We start from the raw sequence: 21,136 nt of genomic DNA, 5'->3' as shown, positions 1-21,136 counted from the left end.
ATGGAATTGATCACCGTTTCAGGCCGCAACGGCATGGTCACCGCACCGCATCGGCTGGCGGCTGACGCGGGGCTGTCGGTGCTGCGCGATGGCGGCAATGCGATCGAGGCCAGCGTTGCCGTGGCGGCGACGCTGGCGGTGGTCTATCCGCACATGACCGGGATCGGCGGCGACGGGTTCTGGCTGATCGCCCAGCCCGACGGGCGGGTGCAATCGGTCCAGGGCTGCGGCGGTGCCGCCGCCGCGGCGGATCTTGCGATGTATGCCGGGCACGAAGCTGTGCCGTTTCGCGGGGGCCTGGCGGCCAACACCGTGGCGGGTACGCTGTCGGCCTGGGCCGAGGTGCTGACCGATCCGGCCTGCGCGATGCCGTTGGGTCGGCTGGTGGCCGATGCCATCGCCCATGCCGAGGCTGGCGTTGCGGTTACCGCAGGCGGCGCGGCGCTGGCCGCGGCCAAGGGCGATGAACTGCGCGGACAGCCGGGTGCCTACGCCACGATTTTCGAGCCGCAGGGACGGCCGTTGCGTCAGGGCGATGTGCTGCGCCAGCCGCTGCTGGCACAGACGCTGCACACGCTGGCGCACGATGGTGCAGACGCGTTCTATCGCGGGGCGCTGGCCGAACGGGTGGCCGCCGATCTGGCCGCGCTGGGCAGCCCGGTCGGGCTTGTCGATCTGGCCGCGCATCGCGCAACGCGTCACCAGGCGCTGCACACGCGCATTGCCGGTGCACACCTGTTCAACAGTCCGCCGCCGACGCAGGGGTTTGCGTCGCTGATGATCCTGGCGCTGTTCGACCGGCTGACGGCCGACACGGCCGACGGGTTTGCCCATGTGCATGGGCTGGTCGAGGCGACCAAGCAGGCATTTTTGCTGCGTGACCGGCATGTCGGCGATCCCGCGTATCACGATTTCGATTGTCAGGCGCTGCTCGATGATCCGGCCGCGCTTGCTGCGGTGGCTGCAACCATCGATCCCGCCACGGCGCTGCCCTGGCCGCAGCCGCCGCAATGGGGCGACACCTGCTGGTTTGGCGCTGCCGATGGCCAGGGCCGGGTGGTCAGCGCGATCCAGTCGACTTATTTCGAATTCGGCTCGGGGCTGGTCCTGCCCGAAACCGGGATCATATGGCAAAACCGGGGCAGCAGTTTTCGCCTGGCCGCCGATGGCTGGAACGCGCTGCGCCCGGGGCGCAAGCCGTTTCATACGCTCAATCCCGCGCTGGCACGGTTCGACGATGGCCGGGTCATGGCCTATGGCACGATGGGCGGCGAAGGGCAGCCGCAGACGCAGGCCGCGCTGTTCACACGCTATGCCCGCTATGGCGTCGATCTGCAGACTGCCATTGCGGCACCGCGCTGGCTGCTCGGCCGGACCTGGGGCGAACAGAGCACCACGTTGAAGATCGAGGACGGGTTTGACGATGCGCTCTATGGCGATCTGGCGGCAGCCGGCCATGATGTCGAACGCGTCGGCGGTTTGACCGCGACGATGGGCCATGCCGGCGCGATTGTGCGCCATGCCGATGGCCGGCTTGAAGGTGCCACCGATCCGCGCAGCGATGGCGGGGTGGCCGCATGGTAGACGCTTTGGCCACCGGCGGCGCGCGCGCGGTGGCGCGGTGCGATGCGCTGGGCGTGATACCCTATTCCGATATGCCCCACGGGCTTTATCGCGGGTATCTGACCCCGGCCTATCGCGCCGCGCAAGATGCGCTGTCGGGCTGGATGGCAGCGGCCGGCATGGCGGTGTCGCGCGATCCTGCGGCCAATCTGGTGGGCCGGTATGAGGGCAGCGATCCTGCCGCACCCGTGCTCATGATCGGCAGCCATCTCGACAGCGTGCGCGATGGCGGATGCTATGACGGGCCGCTGGGGGTGATGCTGGGGATCGAGACGGTGGCCGCACTCCACCGCACCGGGCGCCGCATGCCGTTTGCGATCGAGGTCATTGCCTTTGGTGACGAGGAAGGATCGCGCTTTCCCGCCGCGATGCTGACCAGCCGCGCAGTGGCGGGAACCCTGTCACCCGAAGCGCTCGACCTGGTCGATGGCGATGGCGTGGCGCTGGCCGATGCGGGGGTCGATGTGGCGCGGTTCTGCACGGCGGCGCGCGCACCGGGTTCGGTCATGGCCTATCTTGAGGCGCATATCGAACAGGGCCCGGTGCTTGAGGACCAGGGCCTGGCGGTCGGCGTAGTCACCGGTATTGCCGCACAATTGCGTTATCGGGTGCAGGTTGACGGCATGGCCGGGCACGCGGGCACGACCTCGATGCCGTTGCGCCGCGATGCGTTGGCCGGCGCGGCCGAAATGATCGTGGCAATCGAAGCCATCGCGCTGGCCGACCGGTCGGACGTGGTGGCAACGGTGGGCCGCATTGCCGCAGGGCCCGGTGCCGCCAACGTGATTGCCGGTCAGGTCGATTTTACCATCGATGTGCGATCGGGCGATGTGGCACGGCGTGACCGCGCCGCCGATGCCATCCTGGACGCGATCGAGGCCATCGCGCAACGCCGTGGCCTGGGCGTTGGCATCGAACGCATCCACGATCTGCCCGCCAGCCCGTGCGGTCCGCATTTGCAGGACCTGCTGGATGCGGCGGTGGCCGACGCGGGCCAACCGGTTCACCGCCTGGTGTCGGGCGCGGGGCACGACGCCATGGTCATGGCCGCGCTGTGCCCGACCGCCATGCTGTTCATCCGCTGCCGCGGCGGGATCAGCCACAACCCTGCCGAACATGTCGAACCCGCCGACGCCGAAGTGGCGCTGCAGGTGATGGTCGGCTTTGTCGAAAAACTGGGAGACGCCTGTGCCCGCTCTTGATCCGCTGCTGTTCGGTGAAATCGATCCGCCCCAGCGCCTGTTGATGGGGCCGGGCCCGGTCAACGCGCACCCGCGTGTGCTGCGCGCGATGTCGGCAGACCTGCTGGGTCAGTTTGATCCGGAAATGACCGCCTATATGAACCAGGTCATGGCGCTGTACCGGCCGGTGTTCGGCACCGCCAACCGCTGGACCATGCTGATCGACGGCACAGCGCGCGCCGCGATCGAGGCATCGCTGGTCAGCCTGGTGGTGCCCGGCGATCGCGTGCTGGTGATCAATTTCGGCCGGTTCGGCCTGTTGCTGACCGAAATCCTCGGGCGCATCGGTGCGGTGGTTGAAACGGTCGATGTGCCATGGGGCGAAGTCGTGGCGATGGATGCGATTGCCGATGCGATCGCCCGCTGCAATCCGCGCGTAGTGGCCTCGGTCCATGGCGACACTTCGACCACGATGGCGCAACCGATGGAAGGTCTGGGTGCCTTGTGCCGCGCGGCAGGGGCGTTGTCCTATGTCGATGCCACCGCAACCTTGGGCGGGATGGAGATCGCTGCCGATCGCTGGGGCATCGATGTGGTGACCGGCGGCCTGCAGAAATGTCTGGGCGGGCCATCGGGATCTGCGCCGATCACCATTTCGGATGCGGCCGCCGCGCATATTTTCAACCGCCGCCATGTCGAACAGGGCATCCGCCGCACCGACATCGTCGATGGCACCGGTGCGCGGATCGGTTCGAACTATTTCGACCTGGCGATGATCATGGATTACTGGTCGGAAAAGCGGCTCAATCACCATACCGAGGCCACCTCGATGCTTTACGGCGCGCGCGAATGCGCCCGCGTGGTGTTGGGCGAAGGGCTTGAGGCATGCTTTGCCCGCCATCGTCGAGCAGGGGCTGCGATGACGGCGGGCCTGCGCGCATTGGGCCTGACGGTATTTGGCGATGACGCACACCGCATGACCAATGTGACCGGCGCCTGGATTCCCCAGGGGATCGACGGCGAACGCGTGCGGGTGGCGATGCGCGATCATTTCGAGATCGAAATCGGCACCGCCTTCGGTCCGCTGCAGGGGCGGATCTGGCGCTTTGGCGCGATGGGCTACAACGCGATGAAGCACAAGGTGCTGCTGACGCTGGGCGCGCTCGAAGCCTGCCTGACGGCTGAAGGCATGGTCCTGCCCGCAGGCGCGGCGGTGCCGGCGGCGCTGGCCGCATGGGACGCAACGGCATGATCCGCGATCTGGTCGGCTATGGCGCGATGCCGCCCGATCCGTGCTGGCCGGGCGGGGCCCGCGTGGCAGTGCAATTCGTGATCAATTACGAAGAGGGCGCGGAAAACAGCGTGCTCAACGGCGATGCCGGGTCAGAGGCGTTCCTGTCCGAGATGGTCGGCGCCGCCAGCCACCCTGCGCGCGCGATGGCGATGGAAAGCCTGTACGAATATGGCAGTCGGGCGGGATTCTGGCGGCTGCATCGTCTGTTCACGCGCGCGGGCCTGCCGGTCACGGTGTTCGGTGTGGCGCGCGCGTTGGCGATGAACCCCGACGCGGTTGCTGCGATGCGTGCCGCCGACTGGGAAATTGCCAGCCACGGCTATCGCTGGATCGATTACCAGACCGTGCCGGAAGAGGTGGAGCGCGACCATATCGCGCAGGCCATCGCGCTGCACACGCAGGTCACCGGCAGCCGCCCGCTGGGCTGGTATCAGGGGCGCACATCGCCAAACACCGCGCGCCTGGTCGCGCAAGAGGGGGGCTTTGCCTATGATGCCGACAGTTATGCCGACGATCTGCCCTATTGGGATCGGCAGTATGGCCGCGCGCAGCTGATCGTGCCCTATTCGCTCGATGCCAACGATATGAAGATGGTCGCGCTGAACGGCTTTACCGAGGGTGACCAGTTTTTCCGCTATCTGGTCGATACATTTGAACAATTGCGCGACGAAGGCGGGCGGATGATGTCGATCGGGCTGCACGGGCGCATCGCCGGGCGCCCGGCGCGCGCGCGCGCGCTGGCACGGTTTGTCGACCATGTGATTGCCTGCGGTGATGCCTGGGTTGCACGGCGCATCGATATCGCCCGCCACTGGACCAAGGTGCATCCGGCATGATGATCAACGATCCCGCGCTGCTGGCCGAAGTCACGGCCGCGTTCCACGCCTATGAAGCCGCGTTGATGGCCGACGACGTGGCGGCAATGGATGCACTGTTTCACGATGCCGCCACCACCAACCGGTTTGGGGTGGGTGAAGTGCTGTATGGCATCGATGCCATCCGCGAATTTCGCAAAGGCCGCGGCGGTTCGCCGCAGCGGCGCCTGGGCCATGTCGCGATCACCGTTTATGGCACGGCGTTCGCCACCGCCGACGCTGAATTCTTCCGCGAACACAGCACCCGGCGCGGTCGGCAAAGCCAGGCCTGGGTGCGCTTTGCCGACGGCTGGAAAGTGGTGTCGGCGCATGTCAGCCTGGAAGGGGAAACGCATTGACCCTTGCCGACATCAACGCGCTCGACACGGCCGCCTTTGTCGCCCGGTTCGGGGCGCTGTTCGAACATTCGCCATGGGTTGTGGCACGCGCAGCGGGCTTGCGCCCATTTGCCGACCTGCACACCGGGCTGATGGCCGCGCTGCATGCAGCCAGCCCTGACGAACAGCTGGCGCTGATCCGCGCGCACCCGGAATTGGCGGGCAAGGCTGCGATCGATCGCACGCTGACCGAGGCTTCGGCGGCCGAACAGGCCTCGGCCGGGCTCGACCGCCTGACGCCTGCGGAATATGCGCGGTTTCACACGCTCAACGCCGCCTATCGCGCGCGGTTTGCATTTCCGTTCATCATCTGCGTGCGCCTGACCGACAAGGCCGGGATCCTGGCCGCGATGGAACAGCGGCTGGGCAACGATCGCGACAACGAGATCGCCGCCGCAATGGCCCAGATCGGCGAAATCGTGCGGCTGCGGCTGGAGGATATGGCATGAGTGCGGCGCTGTTTTCGATCGATTGGGCCGAATGGCTCAATCTGGCGCTGCGCTGGCTGCACCTGACCACGGGCATCGCCTGGATCGGATCGTCGTTCTATTTCGTGTGGCTGGACAACCATCTCAAGCCCGCGGTGCATGGTGCGGCTTCGGGCGAATTGTGGTCGGTCCACGGTGGCGGGTTTTATCACAACCAGAAATACCAGGTGGCGCCGCCAACCATGCCCGACCAGCTGCACTGGTTCAAATGGGAAGCGTACTGGACCTGGATGAGCGGCTTTTCATTGCTGGTGCTGGTCTATTATCTGGGTGCAAGGGGCGTTCTGATCGATCCGTCCAGGCTGGCACTGACCCAGCCCGCGGCGATCGCCATCGGTCTGGCGGCGCTGGGCGGTGGCTGGCTGATCTATGACGGGCTGTGCCGGTCGCCGTTGGCGGCAAACCCCCGGCTGTTCGGGGTGGTGTGGTTTGCGGTGCTGGTCGGCGCGGCGTGGGCACTGTGCCAGGTGTTCAACGCGCGCGGGGCCTATCTGCACATCGGCGCGATGATCGGCACGGTGATGGTCGGCAACGTGTTCTTCGTGATCATCCCCAACCAGCGCAAGGTGGTGGCGGCGCTGAAGGCCGGACATGTGCCCGACCCCGCCTTGGGCAAGGCGGGCAAGACGCGCTCGGTGCACAACAACTATATGACCCTGCCGGTGCTGTTCATCATGCTCAGCCACCATTACCCGATGACCTATGGCGCGACACGGCCCTGGCTGGTGCTGGCGCTGATCGGGGCCACCGGGGTATCGGTGCGGCACGTGTTCAACCTGCGGCACAAGGGCAGGTCGGGCGTGGCGTTCATGGTGCTGTCGGTGGCGCTGGCGCTGGTCACCGTGGCTTATGTCGCGCTGGAAAAATCGGCAGCGCCGGCTGCCGGTCCGGCGCCCACGACGTATGCCGATGTCCAGCCGCTGTTTGCCAGACATTGCACTGGGTGCCATGCGGCGCACCCGACCAACCCCGGGTTCGGCGAAGCGCCGCTGGGTGTGCTGCTGGACAGCTATGCCCATGCCAGCGCGGTTGCGCCGCGGATCAAACAGGTCGCGGTCGATGCCGAAATCATGCCGCTGGGCAATACCACCGGCATGACCCGCGCCGAACGCAACACATTGGGCCGCTGGATTGCGCAAGGAACCCCGCCATGACCACGCTATCGACGCATGTTCTCGACACCGCGCACGGGCATCCGGCGGCGGGTATGACGCTGACGCTGACTACACAGGGCGGCACGGTGCTGTTTGCGGGCACGACCAACGCCGACGGTCGTTGTCCCGGGCTGCCCGCGCTTGAGGTCGGGCGCTATTGCCTGGCGTTTGCCGTGGCCGACTATTTTCGTCAGGCCGGCGTGGACTTGCCCGATCCGCCGTTCCTTGACCGGGTCGGCATCGATTTCGGCATTGCCGATACGGCGGGGCACTATCATGTGCCGCTGCTGGTTTCGCCCTACAGCTATTCGACATATCGGGGCAGCTGAGATGACCGTGCGCTTTGTCCTTGATGGCGCGGTGGTGGAACTGGACCAGGTCGATCCGACGGGGACGTTGCTCAACCATCTGCGTTATCGCATGGGTCGCACCGGCACCAAGGAGGGCTGCGCCGAGGGCGATTGCGGCGCCTGCACGGTGTTGCTGGGCGAACTTGATGCAGGGGGAACCGCGATCACCTGGCGCGCGGTCAACGCGTGCATCCTGTTTCTGCCGATGCTTGACGGCAAGGCGCTGATGACGGTGGAAAGCCTGGGATCGTCGGATGCGCTCAATCCGTTGCAGGCATGCATGGCGGGCAATGGCGCGTCGCAATGCGGGTTCTGCACGCCGGGCTTTGTGATGTCGCTGTACGGCCGCGCAATCGGTGCGCGCGGGTCGGACCTGCCCGCGGCCGATGCGATAGCGGGCAATCTGTGCCGTTGCACCGGTTATGGCCCGATCCTGGCCGCGGCGCAGGCGGTGACCACGCTGCCGCACGATGACACCGCGACGATCGCCGCACTGCAGGCGATCGCCCTGATGCCCGCGCAAGGCGGTGCCTGCGGCACCCGGCGCTGGTTTGCGCCCCGCACGCGCGAACAACTGGCCGAAATTCTGGATGCACACCCCGACGCGCAGATCGTGGCCGGCGCCACCGATGTCGGCCTGTGGGTGACCAAGGGCCTGCGCGAGATAGCGACGCTGGTGTTTCTGGGCGGGATTGCCGACCTCGCGACCATCGCGGAAACGACCGATGGGGTAACGTTGGGGGCGATGGTGCGCTATGCCGACGCCCATCCCGCGCTGGCGCGGCTGCATCCCGATCTGGGCGAGCTGGTGCGGCGGATCGGCGGGTTGCAGGTGCGCAATTCGGGCACGATTTGCGGGAATATCGCCAACGGATCTCCGATCGGCGATGGCCCGCCGGCGCTGATTGCGCTGGGGGCCACGCTGACCCTGCGCAGCACGGGGGGACGGCGGACCATCGCGCTCGAGGATTATTTTCTCGACTATGGCCGGCAGGATCGCCGTGCAGGCGAATTTGTCGAAAGCGTGCATGTGCAAGCGCCCGGGCCCGACGATCTGGTGCATATGTCCAAGCTGTCGCGCCGGTTCGACAGCGATATCTCGGCGGTCTGCGGGGCATTCCGGTTGACCCTGCGCGATGGCGTGATCGCCGATGCCCGGATTGCGTTTGGCGGCATGGCGGCAACCCCCAGGCGCGCGGCCGCCTGCGAAGCGGCGATGATCGGGCAGCGCTTTGCCGAGGCCACCATCGCGCAGGCTGCGGCGGCGCTGCACAGCGATTTTACCCCGCTCGATGATGTGCGCGGGTCGGCGCAATACCGGCGGACTGCTGCGGCCAATCTGCTGTGGCGGCTTTATCACCAGGCGCAGGGCACGCTGGTGTCGGTGCAGCACGTGGAGGCCGACTTTGGCTGAGCCCAGCCACCCGCACGACAGCGCGCATCTGCATGTCAGCGGCACCGCGCGCTATGGCGACGATCTGCCCGAACCGGCCGACATGCTGCATCTGGCGTTTGGTCAGGGCACCCAGGCGCATGCGCGGATCGTGGGCGTCGATCTGGCGGCGGTGCGCGCGGCACCCGGGGTGATCGCGGTGTTCACCGCGGCGGACATTCCCGGGGCCAATGATGTCAGCCCGGTGGCGGGCGATGACCGGCTGCTGGCCGAAGATGTGGTGACCTATGTGGGGCAACCGGTGTTCCTGGTCGCCGCAACCAGCCAGATTGCCGCGCGCAGGGCGGCACGGCTGGGCCGGATCGCCTATGAACCGTTGCCGGCGTGCCTGACCGTGGCCGAGGCGCAAGCCGCGCAATCGCTGCTTGAACCCACCCAGCGCATGGCCCGGGGCGATGCCGATGCCGCACTGGCCGATGCGCCGCAGCGCCTGTCGGGCCGCTTCGCCATGGGCGGGCAGGATCACTTCTATCTTGAAGGGCAGATCGCGCTGGCCCTGCCGGGTGAAGACGGGCAGGTCCATGTGATCAGTTCCACCCAGCATCCCAGCGAAGTGCAGCATCTGATCGCGCATATGCTCGATCGCACATCGGCCGATATTACGGTCGAAGTGCGGCGCATGGGGGGCGCATTCGGGGGCAAGGAAACGCAGGCCGCGTCGTTTGCCGCCGCAGCAGCACTGGTCGCGACCAGGACCGGGCGCGCTGCAAAGTTCCGCTGCGACCGCGATGACGACATGGTGATGACCGGCAAACGCCACGATTTCAGCGTGGCCTATGATGTCGGGTTCGATGACCGGGGCCGTGTGCAGGCGCTGCGGCTGGTGCTGTCGGCGCGGTGCGGGGCGACGTTCGATTTGTCCGCCGGGATCAACGACCGGGCGATGTTTCATGCCGACAACTGCTATTACCTGCCCGCAGTCGAGATCCTGTCCGAACGGCTGAAAACCCACACCGTGTCCAACACCGCGTTTCGCGGGTTTGGCGGGCCGCAGGGCATGCTGGCGATCGAACGGGTGATGGATCACATTGCCGGTGCGCTGGGGGGCGATCCGCTGGATGTCAGGATCGCCAATCTGTATGGGCCGGGCCGCGATGTCACACCCTATGGCATGACGGTGACCGACAATATCGCGCCGCAGATCATCGACCGTTTGCGCCACACATCCCGGTATGACGCGCGCCGCGCCGCGATCGCGGTATTCAATGCGCGCAACCCCGTGCTGAAAAAGGGCATCGCGCTGACGCCGGTAAAATTCGGCATCAGCTTTACCACCACGCATCTCAACCAGGCCGGGGCGCTGGTCCATGTCTATGCCGACGGGTCGATCCAGATCAACCATGGCGGCACCGAGATGGGCCAGGGCCTGTATATCAAGGTCGCGCAAGTGGTGGCGCAGGTGTTTGCGGTGCCGGTGGGGCAGGTGCGGATCACCGCGACGCGCACCGACAAAGTGCCCAACACGTCGGCCACCGCCGCTTCGTCGGGCACCGATCTCAACGGCATGGCGGCGCACCATGCGGCGATGGCGATCCGCGAGCGGCTGACCGCCTTTGCCGCACGCACGTTCGGCTGTGCCGATCGCGATGTGCATTTCACCCGCGATGGGGTCCAGGCCGGCGCTGTCGTGCTGTCTTTCGCCGATCTGTGCCGCAAGGCCTATCTCGGGCGGATCCAGCTGTCGGCAACCGGGTTCTACGCCACCCCGGATATCGAATATGACCGCGCCGCCCACAAAGGCCGGCCGTTCTACTATTTCGCCTATGGCGCGGCGGTGTCCGAAGTGGTGATCGACACGCTGACCGGCGAACACCGTGTGCTGGCGGTCGATATCCTGCACGATGTCGGCCGATCGCTCAATCCGCAGATCGATCGTGGCCAGATCGAGGGCGCATTTGTACAGGGTCAGGGCTGGTTGACCACCGAAGAGCTGGTGTTTGACGACAAGGGGCGCCTGCTGACCCATTCGCCGGCAACGTACAAGATTCCGACCGCCTCTGACCGGCCGGTCCATTTCCACATCGCGCTGTGGGATGGCGACAACACCCAACCGACGATCCACCGGTCAAAAGCGGTGGGCGAACCGCCGTTCATGCTGGCCAACGCGGTGTTCATGGCGCTGATCCAGGCCGTGGCCGCCACCGCCCCCGACAAGCGGAACATTGCGCCGCTCGATGCCCCGGCCACGCCCGAACATATCCTGCGCGCGATTGCCGGGCACCGCGGGCCATGACGCGCTGGCTGGGCTGTCTGCGCGCATGGGCCGGCACGATGCCCGTGGCGATGATCAGCGTGCTGGCCAGCGAAGGCTCTGCGCCGCGCGGCGCGGGCACGCGCATGCTGGTTACCGCCGATGCCTGTGACGGGACCATCGGCGGGGGCCAACTGGAATTTCGCGCGGTGCAGCAGGCGCGCGCGGTGCTGGCCTATCCGCCGGGCACCTGGCGGGTGCAGGACTATCCGCTGGGCCCTCTGCTGGGCCAGTGTTGCGGTGGACGGGTGCGGCTGCTGGTCGAACATGTCGATCCGGCGGCGCTGGGCTGGCTTGCCGATGCCGGTGAAGACCAGGTGCTGCTGACACGGCTGGGCGCAGGCGCGATCGATCGCCGGCTTGCGCCCGGTGGCGTTGCCCAGCCGCTGTCCGCGCGCGGACCTCTGCCGGGCGAGGGGGCAAGCTTTGCCGAATTGCTCGGCCGCTATCGCCGCCCGCTGTACCTGTTTGGTGCCGGCCATGTCGGACAGGCGATTGCGCGGCATGCGGTGCATCTGCCGGTGCGGCTGGCCTGGTTTGACACCCGTGCCGAATTCGCCGGGCTGGACGGGGTGACGATTGTCGCCGACGACCGCGTCGAAACGTGCGTGGCCGATGCACCCGACGATGCGGCGCTGGTGATCCTGACCCACGACCACGGGATCGATTTTCGCCTGACGCGGGCGGCCTTGCAACGGCCGGGCCTGGCCTATATCGGCCTGATCGGGTCTGCCACCAAACGTGCACGATTTCTGGCGCGGTTGGCGGGTGACGGCGTTGCGCCGCGCGATTGCGCCCGTCTGACCTGCCCGATCGGCGTGCCCGGCGTTGCCGGCAAGGAACCTGATGTGATTGCGATTGCCGCGCTGGCGCAAATTCTGGGGCTGGGAGAATGACCGGTCCCGATATCCGGGCTTTTCGGGGCGAATTGCTGTCGGTGCCGCGCGATCCGCGCGATGATCGCGATGCCGTGCGGCACGAAAGTGATGGCCTGCTGGTGGTCGAACACGGCGTGATCGTGGCGCGCGGGCCCTATGGCGAGCTGGCGGAACGTTTTGGCCGTGTGCCGACCACGGATCTGCCCGGGCTGATCGTGCCCGGCTTTGTCGATGCGCATGTGCATTACCCGCAGATGGACCGGATCGCCGCGCATGGCGAACAGCTGCTCGACTGGCTCGATCGGCATATCTTTCCAGCGGAAATGGCCTTTGCCGACCGCGCCCATGCCGATCGCGTGGCCAATGCGTTTCTTGACGAATTGCTGCGCCACGGCACGACCAGCGCGCTGGTTTTTGCCACGGTGCACGCCCAGTCGGTCGATGCGCTGTTCGAAGCGTCACTGGCGCGGCAGATGCGGATCATCTCGGGCAAAGTGCTGATGGACCTTGGCCCTGCGGGTCTGGCCGATACGCCGCAATCGGCGCGCGCCGGGACCGAGGCGCTGATCGCGCGATGGCATGCCCGCGGGCGGCTTGGCTATGCAGTCACGCCGCGGTTTGCGCTGACGTCGTCGGATGAACAGCTGATGGTGGCCGGGCAGGTGCTGGCCGCGCATCCCGAGGCGCTGCTGCACACGCATCTGGCCGAAAACCGGCGCGAAATCCAGGCCGTTGCGCAACGGTTTCCCGACGCGGCCGATTACCTTGATGTGTATGACCGGTTCGGCCTGGTTGGCGCGCGTTCGGTCTTTGCCCATGGTGTCCACCTGCCCGACCGGTCGTGCGCACGACTGGCGCAAAGCGGCGCGGGCATCGCGGTATGCCCCAGTTCAAACCTGTTTCTGGGTTCGGGCTTTTTTGATTTTGGCCAGGCCGACGCGTTTGGCCTGCGCATCGGGCTGGGCACCGATGTCGGCGCGGGCACGACCTTTTCGATGCTGCACACGGCTGGCCTGGCATACCAGGCGGCGCTGGCGCGCGGTGATCGGCTCGATCCGTTTCGCGCGCTGTACCTGGCGACGGCCGGCAGCGCTGCGCTGTTGCATGTGGCCGACCGGGTCGGTGCGCTTGAGCCCGGGCAAGAGGCGGACTTTGTCGTGCTTGACACCGCCGCCACGCCGTTGCTGGCGCGTCGCACGGCGGGCGCCACTCTGGCCGACCGCCTGTTCGCCTTGCAGATCCTGGGCGATGACCGCGCGATCCGCCAGACCTGGATCATGGGCCGCTGCGCGTGGGACCGCACCTGCCCGACCGGCCCGGCGATCAGGTAATCTCGGCCGGGGCCACGCCCAATGCGCCAAACCCGGCCAGCATTTCGCGCAAGACTATATCGGCGGCATAGGATGTGGGCCGCGCCGTGGCGGTGCACAGTGCCAGCGTCATCGGGCGCAGCACCGGTTCGGCAATGGGGGTAAAGGCCAACAATCCGGCGCGGACTTCGGCAATGACATCGAGCGACGTCAGCATGCCGATGCCGATACCTTCCTGCACCATCGACAGGATCAGCTGGATATTGTCCGACACCACCTTGCGGTCGAGCGTGATCTGGCTGGTCGATTCGAGCACCCCGATCTGCTGCGCCACCGCAAGCGGCGCGGTCGGCACGATAACCGGTTCGCCGACACAGGCCGAAAAGCGCGCCTTGGCCTGCTGTGCCAGCGGGTGATCGGGCAAAGTGACAAAGCCCAGCACAACATCGGTAAAGGCGCGCACGGTCAGATCGCGGATCGAGCGCGGCTCGAAAAAGATGCCGAAATCGACTTCGGCATTGGCGATCACGCGGTGGATCGCCTGGCTTTCCATCACCCGCACACCGATGGTGATACCGGGATAAAGCGCCTGGACCGTGCGAATGCTGCGCGGGATCGTGCCCTTGGCCAGCGCGTCGATGATCGCAATATCGACATGGCCACGTTTCAACCCGCGCAGATCTTCGATCTGGGCGCGCACATCGGCCAGCGATTTCTGCCAGCGCCCGCCCGCCGCCATCATGATTTCGCCCGCTGCGGTCAGGCGCAGCCCGGTGGGCAGCCGTTCAAACAGGGGCATGCCCAGATCGGCTTCGGCATTGAGGATCTGTCGGTCGATCGCGGACGCCGAAACGTTCAACTCGTCTGCCGCCCTGCGGATCGAGCCAAGCCGACCGACCGTGGTGAAATACCGCACAAAGCGTGAAAAGGCTGGCATGGAAAGCTGTCGTGACCCCGCTACAATTTTTGCAACACTGTGTCGGATTCATTGCGTTTGCCCGCAAAGTGTCAAGGTCATAGTCCGTTGGCCATCACCCTTTTGCAAGGGCGGGGCAGGGCGCACCAGTTTGCCGGGATAATTGGCGCGTTCGCGGCAAAGGATTGCCGCGGAACGCTGTGCCGTGCCTGCTCGATGCAATCGGGGATCAGGGCAGGGGCGTGCCGCAGCGGCTTTTTTGCGTGAAGTCGGTCTGACGGGCTGGTGAATTTGACGATTATGGGGGTATTCATGCTGCAAGACCGAAATTTCGATCTCCGTCCTCGCGCGGCGATGCGCAACGGCCGGGTGCAAACGCTGATCGTGGCCGGGCTGCTGTCGTGCACCGCGCTGGTCACGCCGGTCACGGCGCAGACCGCGCCTGCTCCGGCTGAAGCCGCGCCCAAGCCCGAAGAGGCGATCGTGATCACCGGTTCGCTCAACGCGCTGCCGATCAAGGGGGTCGGTTCGGTGTTCGGCTTTGACAAGACGCTGGTGGAAACGCCGCGTTCGGCCTCGACCATTTCGAAAGAGCAGATGGACCGGTTCGGCATCACCCAGATCTACGATCTGGTGTCGCAGACGCCGGGCACCTTCACCAGTTCGTTCTTTGGCACCGGCGGCGCACTCGATATTCGTGGCGCGCCCAGCGACGTCTATTACCGCGGCATGCTGCGGCTGGACAACCCGGGCAACTATGCCACCCCGATCGGTGCGGCCGATCGCATCGACATCGTGCGTGGCCCGGCCAGTGTCATCTATGGCCCGTCGAAAATCGGCGGCTACATGAACTTCGTGCCAAAGACCGCGCGCGCGGCCAATGGCGAATATGCCGCCGACGCCAAGGGCGACATGGAAGTCGATCTGGGCAGCTGGGGCCGCAAGATCATCAAGGCCAGCATCACCGGGCCGGGTTCGATCGGCGACCACAAGTTCGGGTACAGCCTGTATGGCGAAATCGAGGATTCCGACAGCTATTACCGCTATGTCAATACCAAGAACGCCTTGTTTTCGGCGGCATTCGACACCGACCTGACCGACCGGCTGCGGATGGAATTTGGTGGCACCTACCAGAAATACGACGGCAAGCAGAACAGCGGCTGGAACCGCCTGACGCAGGACCTGATCAACACCGGCACCTATATCACCGGAACGGCGCGCATTCTGCAAACCAATGGCGCAAACAGCTTTACGCACCAGGATGCCGCGGGCGCCAATGGCGGCAATGGCCTGACCGAGTTCGGCAGCTTTTCCTGCGCGGGCGTCGATGGCACCTTCAACTTTACCCCGTTCAAGGACGGTATCAACGCGCAATGCTATACGCCGGGCGTGACGGGTGCCAGCACCGACATGAACCTGGTCAATCCCGGCACCACGCATCTCAGCATGCGCGACACGCTGACCGGGCCGAATGACAAGAACAACAACATCCAGAAAACCGGCTATCTCGATTTTATCTGGGAGGGCGCCGGCGATCTTAAAATCAGGGATCAGTCGTTTTATGACGGGGGCGTCAGCCTGAACGAAAACGCCTATGGCTTTTCGCAGGCGTTCAGCAGCTATGTCATCGAAAACAAGCTGATCGTCTCTGACAGCTTCCAGACCGCGTTTGCCAAGATATCGGTGCAGGCATCGCCTTCGATCCGGTACACGCATTTTCAGTTTGCGGATGACTTTGGCGCAGAGTTCTGGGACCGGCCCGACATCAGCGTGGACAATCTCTACACCTCGTATGACACCCGTCTGCTGTCGACCCAGATCCCTGGTAACGGCATCGGCGCAACGTACACAAACGACGGGTATTCCGACTATCTGATCGGGCACTACACCGATCTTGGTGCGGCAGCCCTGATTGATATCGCATCCAATCCCGGCATCGATTTCATTGGCGGCATACGTTACGACAGCGTGCACGCGCTTTCGACGTCATTGCTGTCGTATTATTATCCTGGCGATATCGCCGGCAATGTCGGGGTCAGCTTGCCTGCATCGGGCACTTACAGCGCGTCCGGCACCGAAGGTGGCGTGTCGTGGAGCGCCAGCCTGTCGTACAAATCACCGTTCGGCCTGGTGCCCTACATCACGCTGGCGCATCAGCTGACGATCGTGGCGGGCGAAGGCTCGGAACTGTACCAGGCGAATATCCTCAGCAACAATGTGCTGGGCAAATCGAACCTGTTCGAAGGCGGTCTCAAGGGCGAGTTTCTGAACAAGAAGCTCTACACGGCGGTGTCGTATTTCAACCAGAAGCGCACCCAAGCCGGCGCGGAAAGCGGGCTGACCAACCAGATCCTCCAGACCAAGGGGGTCGAGGCTGAACTGCGCTGGTCGGTGGACCGCCACCTGCTGGTGACAAGCGCGTTCACGCACATGACCGTGGCCAATGTCGGCGCCCTGGCCGCCGGTTCGTACTTCAACTATTTCGGGGCCGGCGACTTCCCCGGGATCAATCCGGCGTTGCTGTTTGGCGGTTCGGAAATCGGCCTGGTCAAGATCACCAGCGCGAACGACCAGCGTCCGGGTGAACCGAAAAACGTCGGGTCGGCTACGGCGACTTATGCGTTCGAAAACGGCATCGCGCTGACCGGCGACGTCAGCCATGTCGACTCGGTCTGGGCAAATTACACCGAATCCGTGAAACTGCCCGCCTATTGGCTGGCCAATGTCGGCGTGTCGTACACCAAGGGGCCCTGGCTGTTCCGTTTCCAGGTGAAAAACGCCAACAATGCGCGATATTTCCGCGCTGGCGGCCAGGATCTGTTTGGTGCCGACATCGCGCTGCCGCAGTTGCCGCGCAGCTTTGCCGCAGCCATCAAGTACAAGTTCTGATGCCGGACCGGGGACAGCGGCGCCAACCGCTGTCCCCGGGGTTTCCGGCCCGGATATCGCGATCGTGCGGATATCTCGAGGCCCCGCAATGGCCTGAGGTTTTTACCGAACGCCGATGCGGCCTGGCCAGATGAATGTTCGGAAAGGGCGCAACCGTGCTGCAAGTCTGTCGTCGACTTGGCCTTGCCATTGGCGCGCTTGGATGTGCCATGCTGGCAACCGCGCCTTCTGCCAGGGCCCAGCCGGTGACGCCCGCACGCCTGGCGGCCGTGCTCGCGTGCCGGCCCGGCAAACCTTGTGCGCACAGCCTGCCGGTCAAGGTGGTGATCGTCACCATGTTCGAGATTGGCAAGGACAGCGGCGATGCGCCGGGCGAATTCCAGCTGTGGAAGGAACGCCGCCACCTTGATACGCGGATCGCGTTTCCACAGTCGCATCACGATCTGTTCTACAATCCGCATACCGGGGTGCTGGGCATAGTGACGGGCATGGGCTCGATCCGGTCGGCCACTGCGACGCTGGCGCTGGGGCTCGATCCGCGGTTCGATCTGTCACGCGCCTATTGGCTGGTTGCAGGCATCGCCGGGATCGATCCGCACCATGGCTCGATCGGATCGGCGGTATGGGCGCACTATCTGGTCGATGGCGATCTGAGCCACGAGATCGATGCGCGCGAAATGCCGCAGGACTGGAAATACGGGCATTTTGCGCTGCACAGCCGGGGCCCGCAGGACCCGACCCCGCTCGATCCGGCGATCAACGGCGAAATGTTCGAACTTAGCCCTGCGCTGGTCGACTGGGCCTATGCCCAGACCAAAGACACTGCCTTGCCCGATGATCCGGGACTTGCCGCCGCGCGCGCGCCGTTTGCGGGTTTGCCCATGGCGCAGCGTCCGCCGTTTGTTTTGAAGGGGGACCAGCTTGCCGCGATGACCTTCTGGCATGGTGCGCTGATGACCGATTGGGCCAGCGACTGGGTTAGGTACTGGACCCGGGGCAAGGGCGAATTCGTGACATCGGCGATGGAGGAAACCGGCACGATGCAATCAATCGTCTATCTTTCGGCCATCGGCCGGGCCGACCGCAACCGCGTGCTGGTGCTGCGCGCGGGCAGCAATTACACGATGCCGCCGCCCGGCGTGCCCGCGGCGGATTACCTGCTGCGCGAAAACCAGGGCTATGCCGGCATGCACGCCGCGCTGGAAAATCTGGTCACGGTGGGCGGCGCAGTGGTCGACCGGCTGCTGGACCACTGGGACCGTTATGCCCGCACCCCGCCACAATGAGTGTAACCGCATGGGCCTGACCGTTATCCGCAACGCCGACAGCGTGGTCACGATGGACGATGCGCGCAGCGAAATTGCCGATGGCGCGATCGCCTTTCGCAACGGCGTGGTGGTGGCTGTCGGACCCACGGGCGCATTGGCGCACGTGATCGACGCGGCCGACACGGTGATCGATGCGCGCGGCTGCGTGATCACCCCCGGGCTCGTCAACACGCACCACCATCTTTACCAATCGCTGACCCGCGCGGTGCCGGGCGGGGCCAATGCCTCGTTGTTCGGCTGGCTGAAATGCCTTTACCCGATCTGGGCGAACTATCGCCCCGAAGATGTTCGCGCCGCAACCCGGCTGGGCCTTGGCGAACTGGCGCTGTCGGGATGTACGCTCAGTTCCGATCATCTCTATCTGTTTCCCGACGGCGTAACGCTGGACGACACGATCGAGGCGGCCGCCACCATCGGCATCCGGTTCCACCCGACGCGCGGATCGATGAGCGTGGGCGTTTCGGCCGGGGGGCTGCCGCCCGACAGCCTGGTGGAAAGCGAACCGGCGATCCTGCGCGATACGATCCGCGTGATCGACCGGTATCACGATGCGTCGGACGGGGCGATGGTTCGGGTCGGCGTGGCGCCGTGTTCGCCATTTTCGGTCAGCCAGGGGCTGATGCGCGATTCCGCCCTGCTGGCGCGAGACAAGCGCGTGATGCTGCACACCCATCTGGCCGAAGACGCCGACGATGTGGCATTTTCGCTTGAACGCTTTGGCTGTCGCCCCGGCCAATATGCGGATGATCTCGGCTGGACCGGGCCGGATGTGTGGCACGCGCATTGCGTCCAGCTTGACCATGACGAGATCGATCTGTTTGCGCGCACGCGCACCGGTGTGGCCCATTGCCCCGGATCGAACTGCCGGCTGGGGTCGGGCGTGGCGCCATTGCGCCGCATGGTCGAACGCGGCGTGCCGGTGGGGCTGGGCGTCGATGGATCGGCCTCCAACGACAGCGGCAACCTGTTGGCAGAGGCGCGCCAGGCGATGCTGTTGCAACGCGTGACCGGGGGCGCCGGCGCGTTTGATCCGCGCACCGCGCTTTACATTGCCACGCGCGGCGGTGCGCAGATGCTCGGACGCAGCAATTGCGGATCGCTCGAACCCGGAAAGCGCGCCGACCTTGCGGTGTGGGACATGGCCGACCTGTTTTCGCTGGGCGCGTGGGACAAAGTTGCCGCACTCGTGCTGGCCCCGCCGCCCGGCGCGCGCGATGTGTTTGTCGAAGGCCGCGCGGTCGTGCGCGATGGCGAACTGGTGCAAAGTTCGCGGGCCGAAATTGTGCGTGATGCGCAACGATCGGTCGCGCGCCTGATGCGGCTGGCATGATGCCGCGTCACACAGCAACGGGGATATAATGATGGCCGGTTCCGTAACAGCCACTGCCGTATCGCACCCAGGGGGCGGCGGGATCATGACCGCCGAACAGGCGCGCGATCCCGACTATTTCCCCGGCTTTGGCACGGCCGTGCCGCTGGGCATCCAGCACGTTCTGGCGATGTTTGTCAGCAATCTGACCCCGCCGATCATCGTTGCGGGGGCAGCAGGGTTCGGGTTTGGCTCGGCCAATCCGGCACAGCTGATCTACATGATCCAGATGTCGATGCTGTTTGCCGGGATCGCCACGCTGTTGCAGACCATCGGCTTTGGCCCGGTGGGCGCACGGCTGCCGCTGGTTCAGGGCACCAGCTTTGCCTATATTCCGATCATGATCCCGATTGTCGCAGGCCGGGGCGTGGAGGCGATGGCGGCACTGACCACCGCGGCCTTGTGCAGCGGCATCCTGCATGCGGGATTAAGCGTGTTTGTCGGGCGCATCCGGTTTGCGCTGCCGCCGATGGTCACCGGGCTGGTCGTGCTGATGATCGGCCTGTCGCTGATGCGGATCGGTATCGAATATGCAGCAGGCGGCGTGCCCGCGATCGGCACTGCGGCCTATGGCGCGGGGCCAAGCTGGCTGCTGGCAGGGATCGTCGTGGCTGCCACGCTTGGTCTCAAATTCTTTGCGCGTGGTATCTGGTCGAGCGCGTCGGTGCTGCTGGGCCTGCTCGCAGGCTATGGCGCGGCGCTGGCGATGGGGCGTATTTCGTTTGTACCGGTGGCGAGCGCGGGCTGGGTCATGCTGCCGTCGCCGTTCCATTTCGGCTTTGCGTTGCAGGCCTCCGCCATTCTGGGATTCTGCCTGACCGGATTTGTCTCGTCGATCGAATCGATCGGCGATGTCGATGCGATCTGCGAAGGCACCGCCGGACGGCCCGCGACCAATCGCGAACTGATCGGGGCGGTCAGCGCCGATGGCGTGGGTACCGCGTTTTCGGCAATATTCGGCGCCATGCCCAACACCACGTTCAGCCAGAATGTCGGTCTGATCGCGATTACCGGGGTGATGAGCCGCCACGTCGTTACGGTCGGCGCGGTGTTCCTGGTGCTGTGCGGCCTGGCGCCCAAGATTGGCGCGATCATTACCACCATCCCGATCGAAGTGCTGGGCGGCGGGGTGATCGTGATGTTCGGCATGGTGGCCTCTGCCGCCGTGTCGATGCTGTCGGGGGTGACCTGGAACCAGCGCAATATGCTGATATTCGGCGTCGCGCTGTCGATCAGCCTGGGACTGCAACTGGAACCCGCGGCGGTGGCGCATGTGCCCGAAACACTGCGCGTGCTGCTGACGTCGGGCGTGCTGCCCGCGGCATTCATCGCGGTGCTGCTCAATCTGACCTTGCCGCACCGTTTGCCGGGCGATTGATTGCACATCCGCATAGGAGACC

Annotated in this window: 17 protein-coding genes; 16 read left to right on the top strand and 1 reads right to left on the bottom strand. The window is 65.5% G+C overall.

Annotated features, from left to right (window positions below):
• Genes G404_RS0102540 through guaD form a run of 12 tightly spaced genes read left to right on the top strand, consistent with a single transcriptional unit; the run spans position 1 to position 13,255 of the window.
• Positions 1–1,584, top strand: a complete 1,584-nt coding sequence (locus G404_RS0102540; RefSeq protein ID WP_036520140.1) for a gamma-glutamyltransferase family protein — start codon at positions 1–3, stop codon at positions 1,582–1,584.
• Entirely contained in the window at positions 1,578–2,825 is a 1,248-nt protein-coding gene (locus G404_RS0102535) for an allantoate amidohydrolase (RefSeq protein WP_028639695.1), read from the top strand. The genes G404_RS0102540 and G404_RS0102535 overlap by 7 nt, the downstream gene beginning before the upstream one ends.
• The gene (locus G404_RS0102530; protein ID WP_028639694.1) at positions 2,812–4,056 is read left to right on the top strand and encodes a pyridoxal-phosphate-dependent aminotransferase family protein; all 1,245 of its coding nucleotides are present in this window, start codon (positions 2,812–2,814) and stop codon (positions 4,054–4,056) included. Before G404_RS0102535 ends, G404_RS0102530 begins: the two co-directional genes overlap by 14 nt.
• Positions 4,053–4,934, top strand: coding sequence for an allantoinase PuuE (puuE, locus tag G404_RS0102525; protein WP_028639693.1), 882 nt, complete (start codon positions 4,053–4,055; stop codon positions 4,932–4,934). Before G404_RS0102530 ends, puuE begins: the two co-directional genes overlap by 4 nt.
• A complete protein-coding gene (hpxZ, locus tag G404_RS0102520; protein ID WP_028639692.1) occupies positions 4,931–5,311 on the top strand; it encodes an oxalurate catabolism protein HpxZ in 381 nt (126 codons plus the stop codon). Before puuE ends, hpxZ begins: the two co-directional genes overlap by 4 nt.
• Positions 5,308–5,799: a 2-oxo-4-hydroxy-4-carboxy-5-ureidoimidazoline decarboxylase gene (gene uraD, locus G404_RS0102515; RefSeq protein WP_028639691.1), complete on the top strand. Its 492-nt coding sequence runs from the start codon at positions 5,308–5,310 to the stop codon at positions 5,797–5,799. The genes hpxZ and uraD overlap by 4 nt, the downstream gene beginning before the upstream one ends.
• Complete coding sequence (locus G404_RS0102510; RefSeq protein ID WP_036520055.1) at positions 5,796–6,992, top strand: urate hydroxylase PuuD; 1,197 nt, start codon at positions 5,796–5,798, stop codon at positions 6,990–6,992. The genes uraD and G404_RS0102510 overlap by 4 nt, the downstream gene beginning before the upstream one ends.
• Complete coding sequence (gene uraH, locus G404_RS0102505; protein WP_028639689.1) at positions 6,989–7,321, top strand: hydroxyisourate hydrolase; 333 nt, start codon at positions 6,989–6,991, stop codon at positions 7,319–7,321. The genes G404_RS0102510 and uraH overlap by 4 nt, the downstream gene beginning before the upstream one ends.
• A gap of 1 nt (position 7,322) precedes the next feature.
• Positions 7,323–8,756, top strand: a complete 1,434-nt coding sequence (xdhA, locus tag G404_RS0102500; RefSeq protein WP_028639688.1) for a xanthine dehydrogenase small subunit — start codon at positions 7,323–7,325, stop codon at positions 8,754–8,756.
• A complete protein-coding gene (xdhB, locus tag G404_RS0102495; RefSeq protein WP_028639687.1) occupies positions 8,749–11,028 on the top strand; it encodes a xanthine dehydrogenase molybdopterin binding subunit in 2,280 nt (759 codons plus the stop codon). Before xdhA ends, xdhB begins: the two co-directional genes overlap by 8 nt.
• A complete protein-coding gene (gene xdhC / locus G404_RS0102490) occupies positions 11,025–11,942 on the top strand; it encodes a xanthine dehydrogenase accessory protein XdhC (RefSeq protein WP_028639686.1) in 918 nt (305 codons plus the stop codon). Before xdhB ends, xdhC begins: the two co-directional genes overlap by 4 nt.
• Positions 11,939–13,255, top strand: coding sequence for a guanine deaminase (gene guaD / locus G404_RS0102485; protein WP_036520052.1), 1,317 nt, complete (start codon positions 11,939–11,941; stop codon positions 13,253–13,255). Before xdhC ends, guaD begins: the two co-directional genes overlap by 4 nt.
• Here the strand turns inward: guaD and G404_RS0102480 are convergent.
• Positions 13,248–14,171 (bottom strand): LysR family transcriptional regulator, encoded by a 924-nt coding sequence (locus G404_RS0102480; protein WP_028639684.1) that lies wholly within the window; start codon positions 14,169–14,171, stop codon positions 13,248–13,250. The two genes, guaD and G404_RS0102480, sit on opposite strands and share 8 nt — an antisense overlap.
• A gap of 291 nt (positions 14,172–14,462) precedes the next feature.
• On the opposite strand from G404_RS0102480, the gene G404_RS0102475 reads away from it, so the two are divergent.
• The 4 genes from G404_RS0102475 to G404_RS0102460 all read left to right on the top strand — a co-directional run bounded on the left by G404_RS0102475 (position 14,463) and on the right by G404_RS0102460 (position 21,114).
• Positions 14,463–17,039, top strand: a complete 2,577-nt coding sequence (locus tag G404_RS0102475) for a TonB-dependent siderophore receptor (RefSeq protein WP_245584351.1) — start codon at positions 14,463–14,465, stop codon at positions 17,037–17,039.
• Between the two features lie 209 nt (positions 17,040–17,248).
• Positions 17,249–18,325: a purine nucleoside permease gene (locus G404_RS0102470; RefSeq protein WP_084600956.1), complete on the top strand. Its 1,077-nt coding sequence runs from the start codon at positions 17,249–17,251 to the stop codon at positions 18,323–18,325.
• Between the two features lie 10 nt (positions 18,326–18,335).
• Positions 18,336–19,697 carry an 8-oxoguanine deaminase gene (locus tag G404_RS0102465; protein WP_028639681.1) on the top strand — a complete coding sequence of 454 codons (1,362 nt, stop codon included), beginning with the start codon at positions 18,336–18,338 and terminating at the stop codon, positions 19,695–19,697.
• Between the two features lie 85 nt (positions 19,698–19,782).
• Positions 19,783–21,114 (top strand): uracil-xanthine permease family protein, encoded by a 1,332-nt coding sequence (locus G404_RS0102460; RefSeq protein WP_036520046.1) that lies wholly within the window; start codon positions 19,783–19,785, stop codon positions 21,112–21,114.
• Positions 21,115–21,136: the final 22 nt, after the last annotated feature.

The organism is Novosphingobium acidiphilum DSM 19966 (genome assembly GCF_000429005.1).
In the GTDB taxonomy this organism is placed as follows: Bacteria; Pseudomonadota; Alphaproteobacteria; order Sphingomonadales; family Sphingomonadaceae; genus Novosphingobium; species Novosphingobium acidiphilum.
This window is presented reverse-complemented; position numbering and strand designations above follow the sequence as displayed.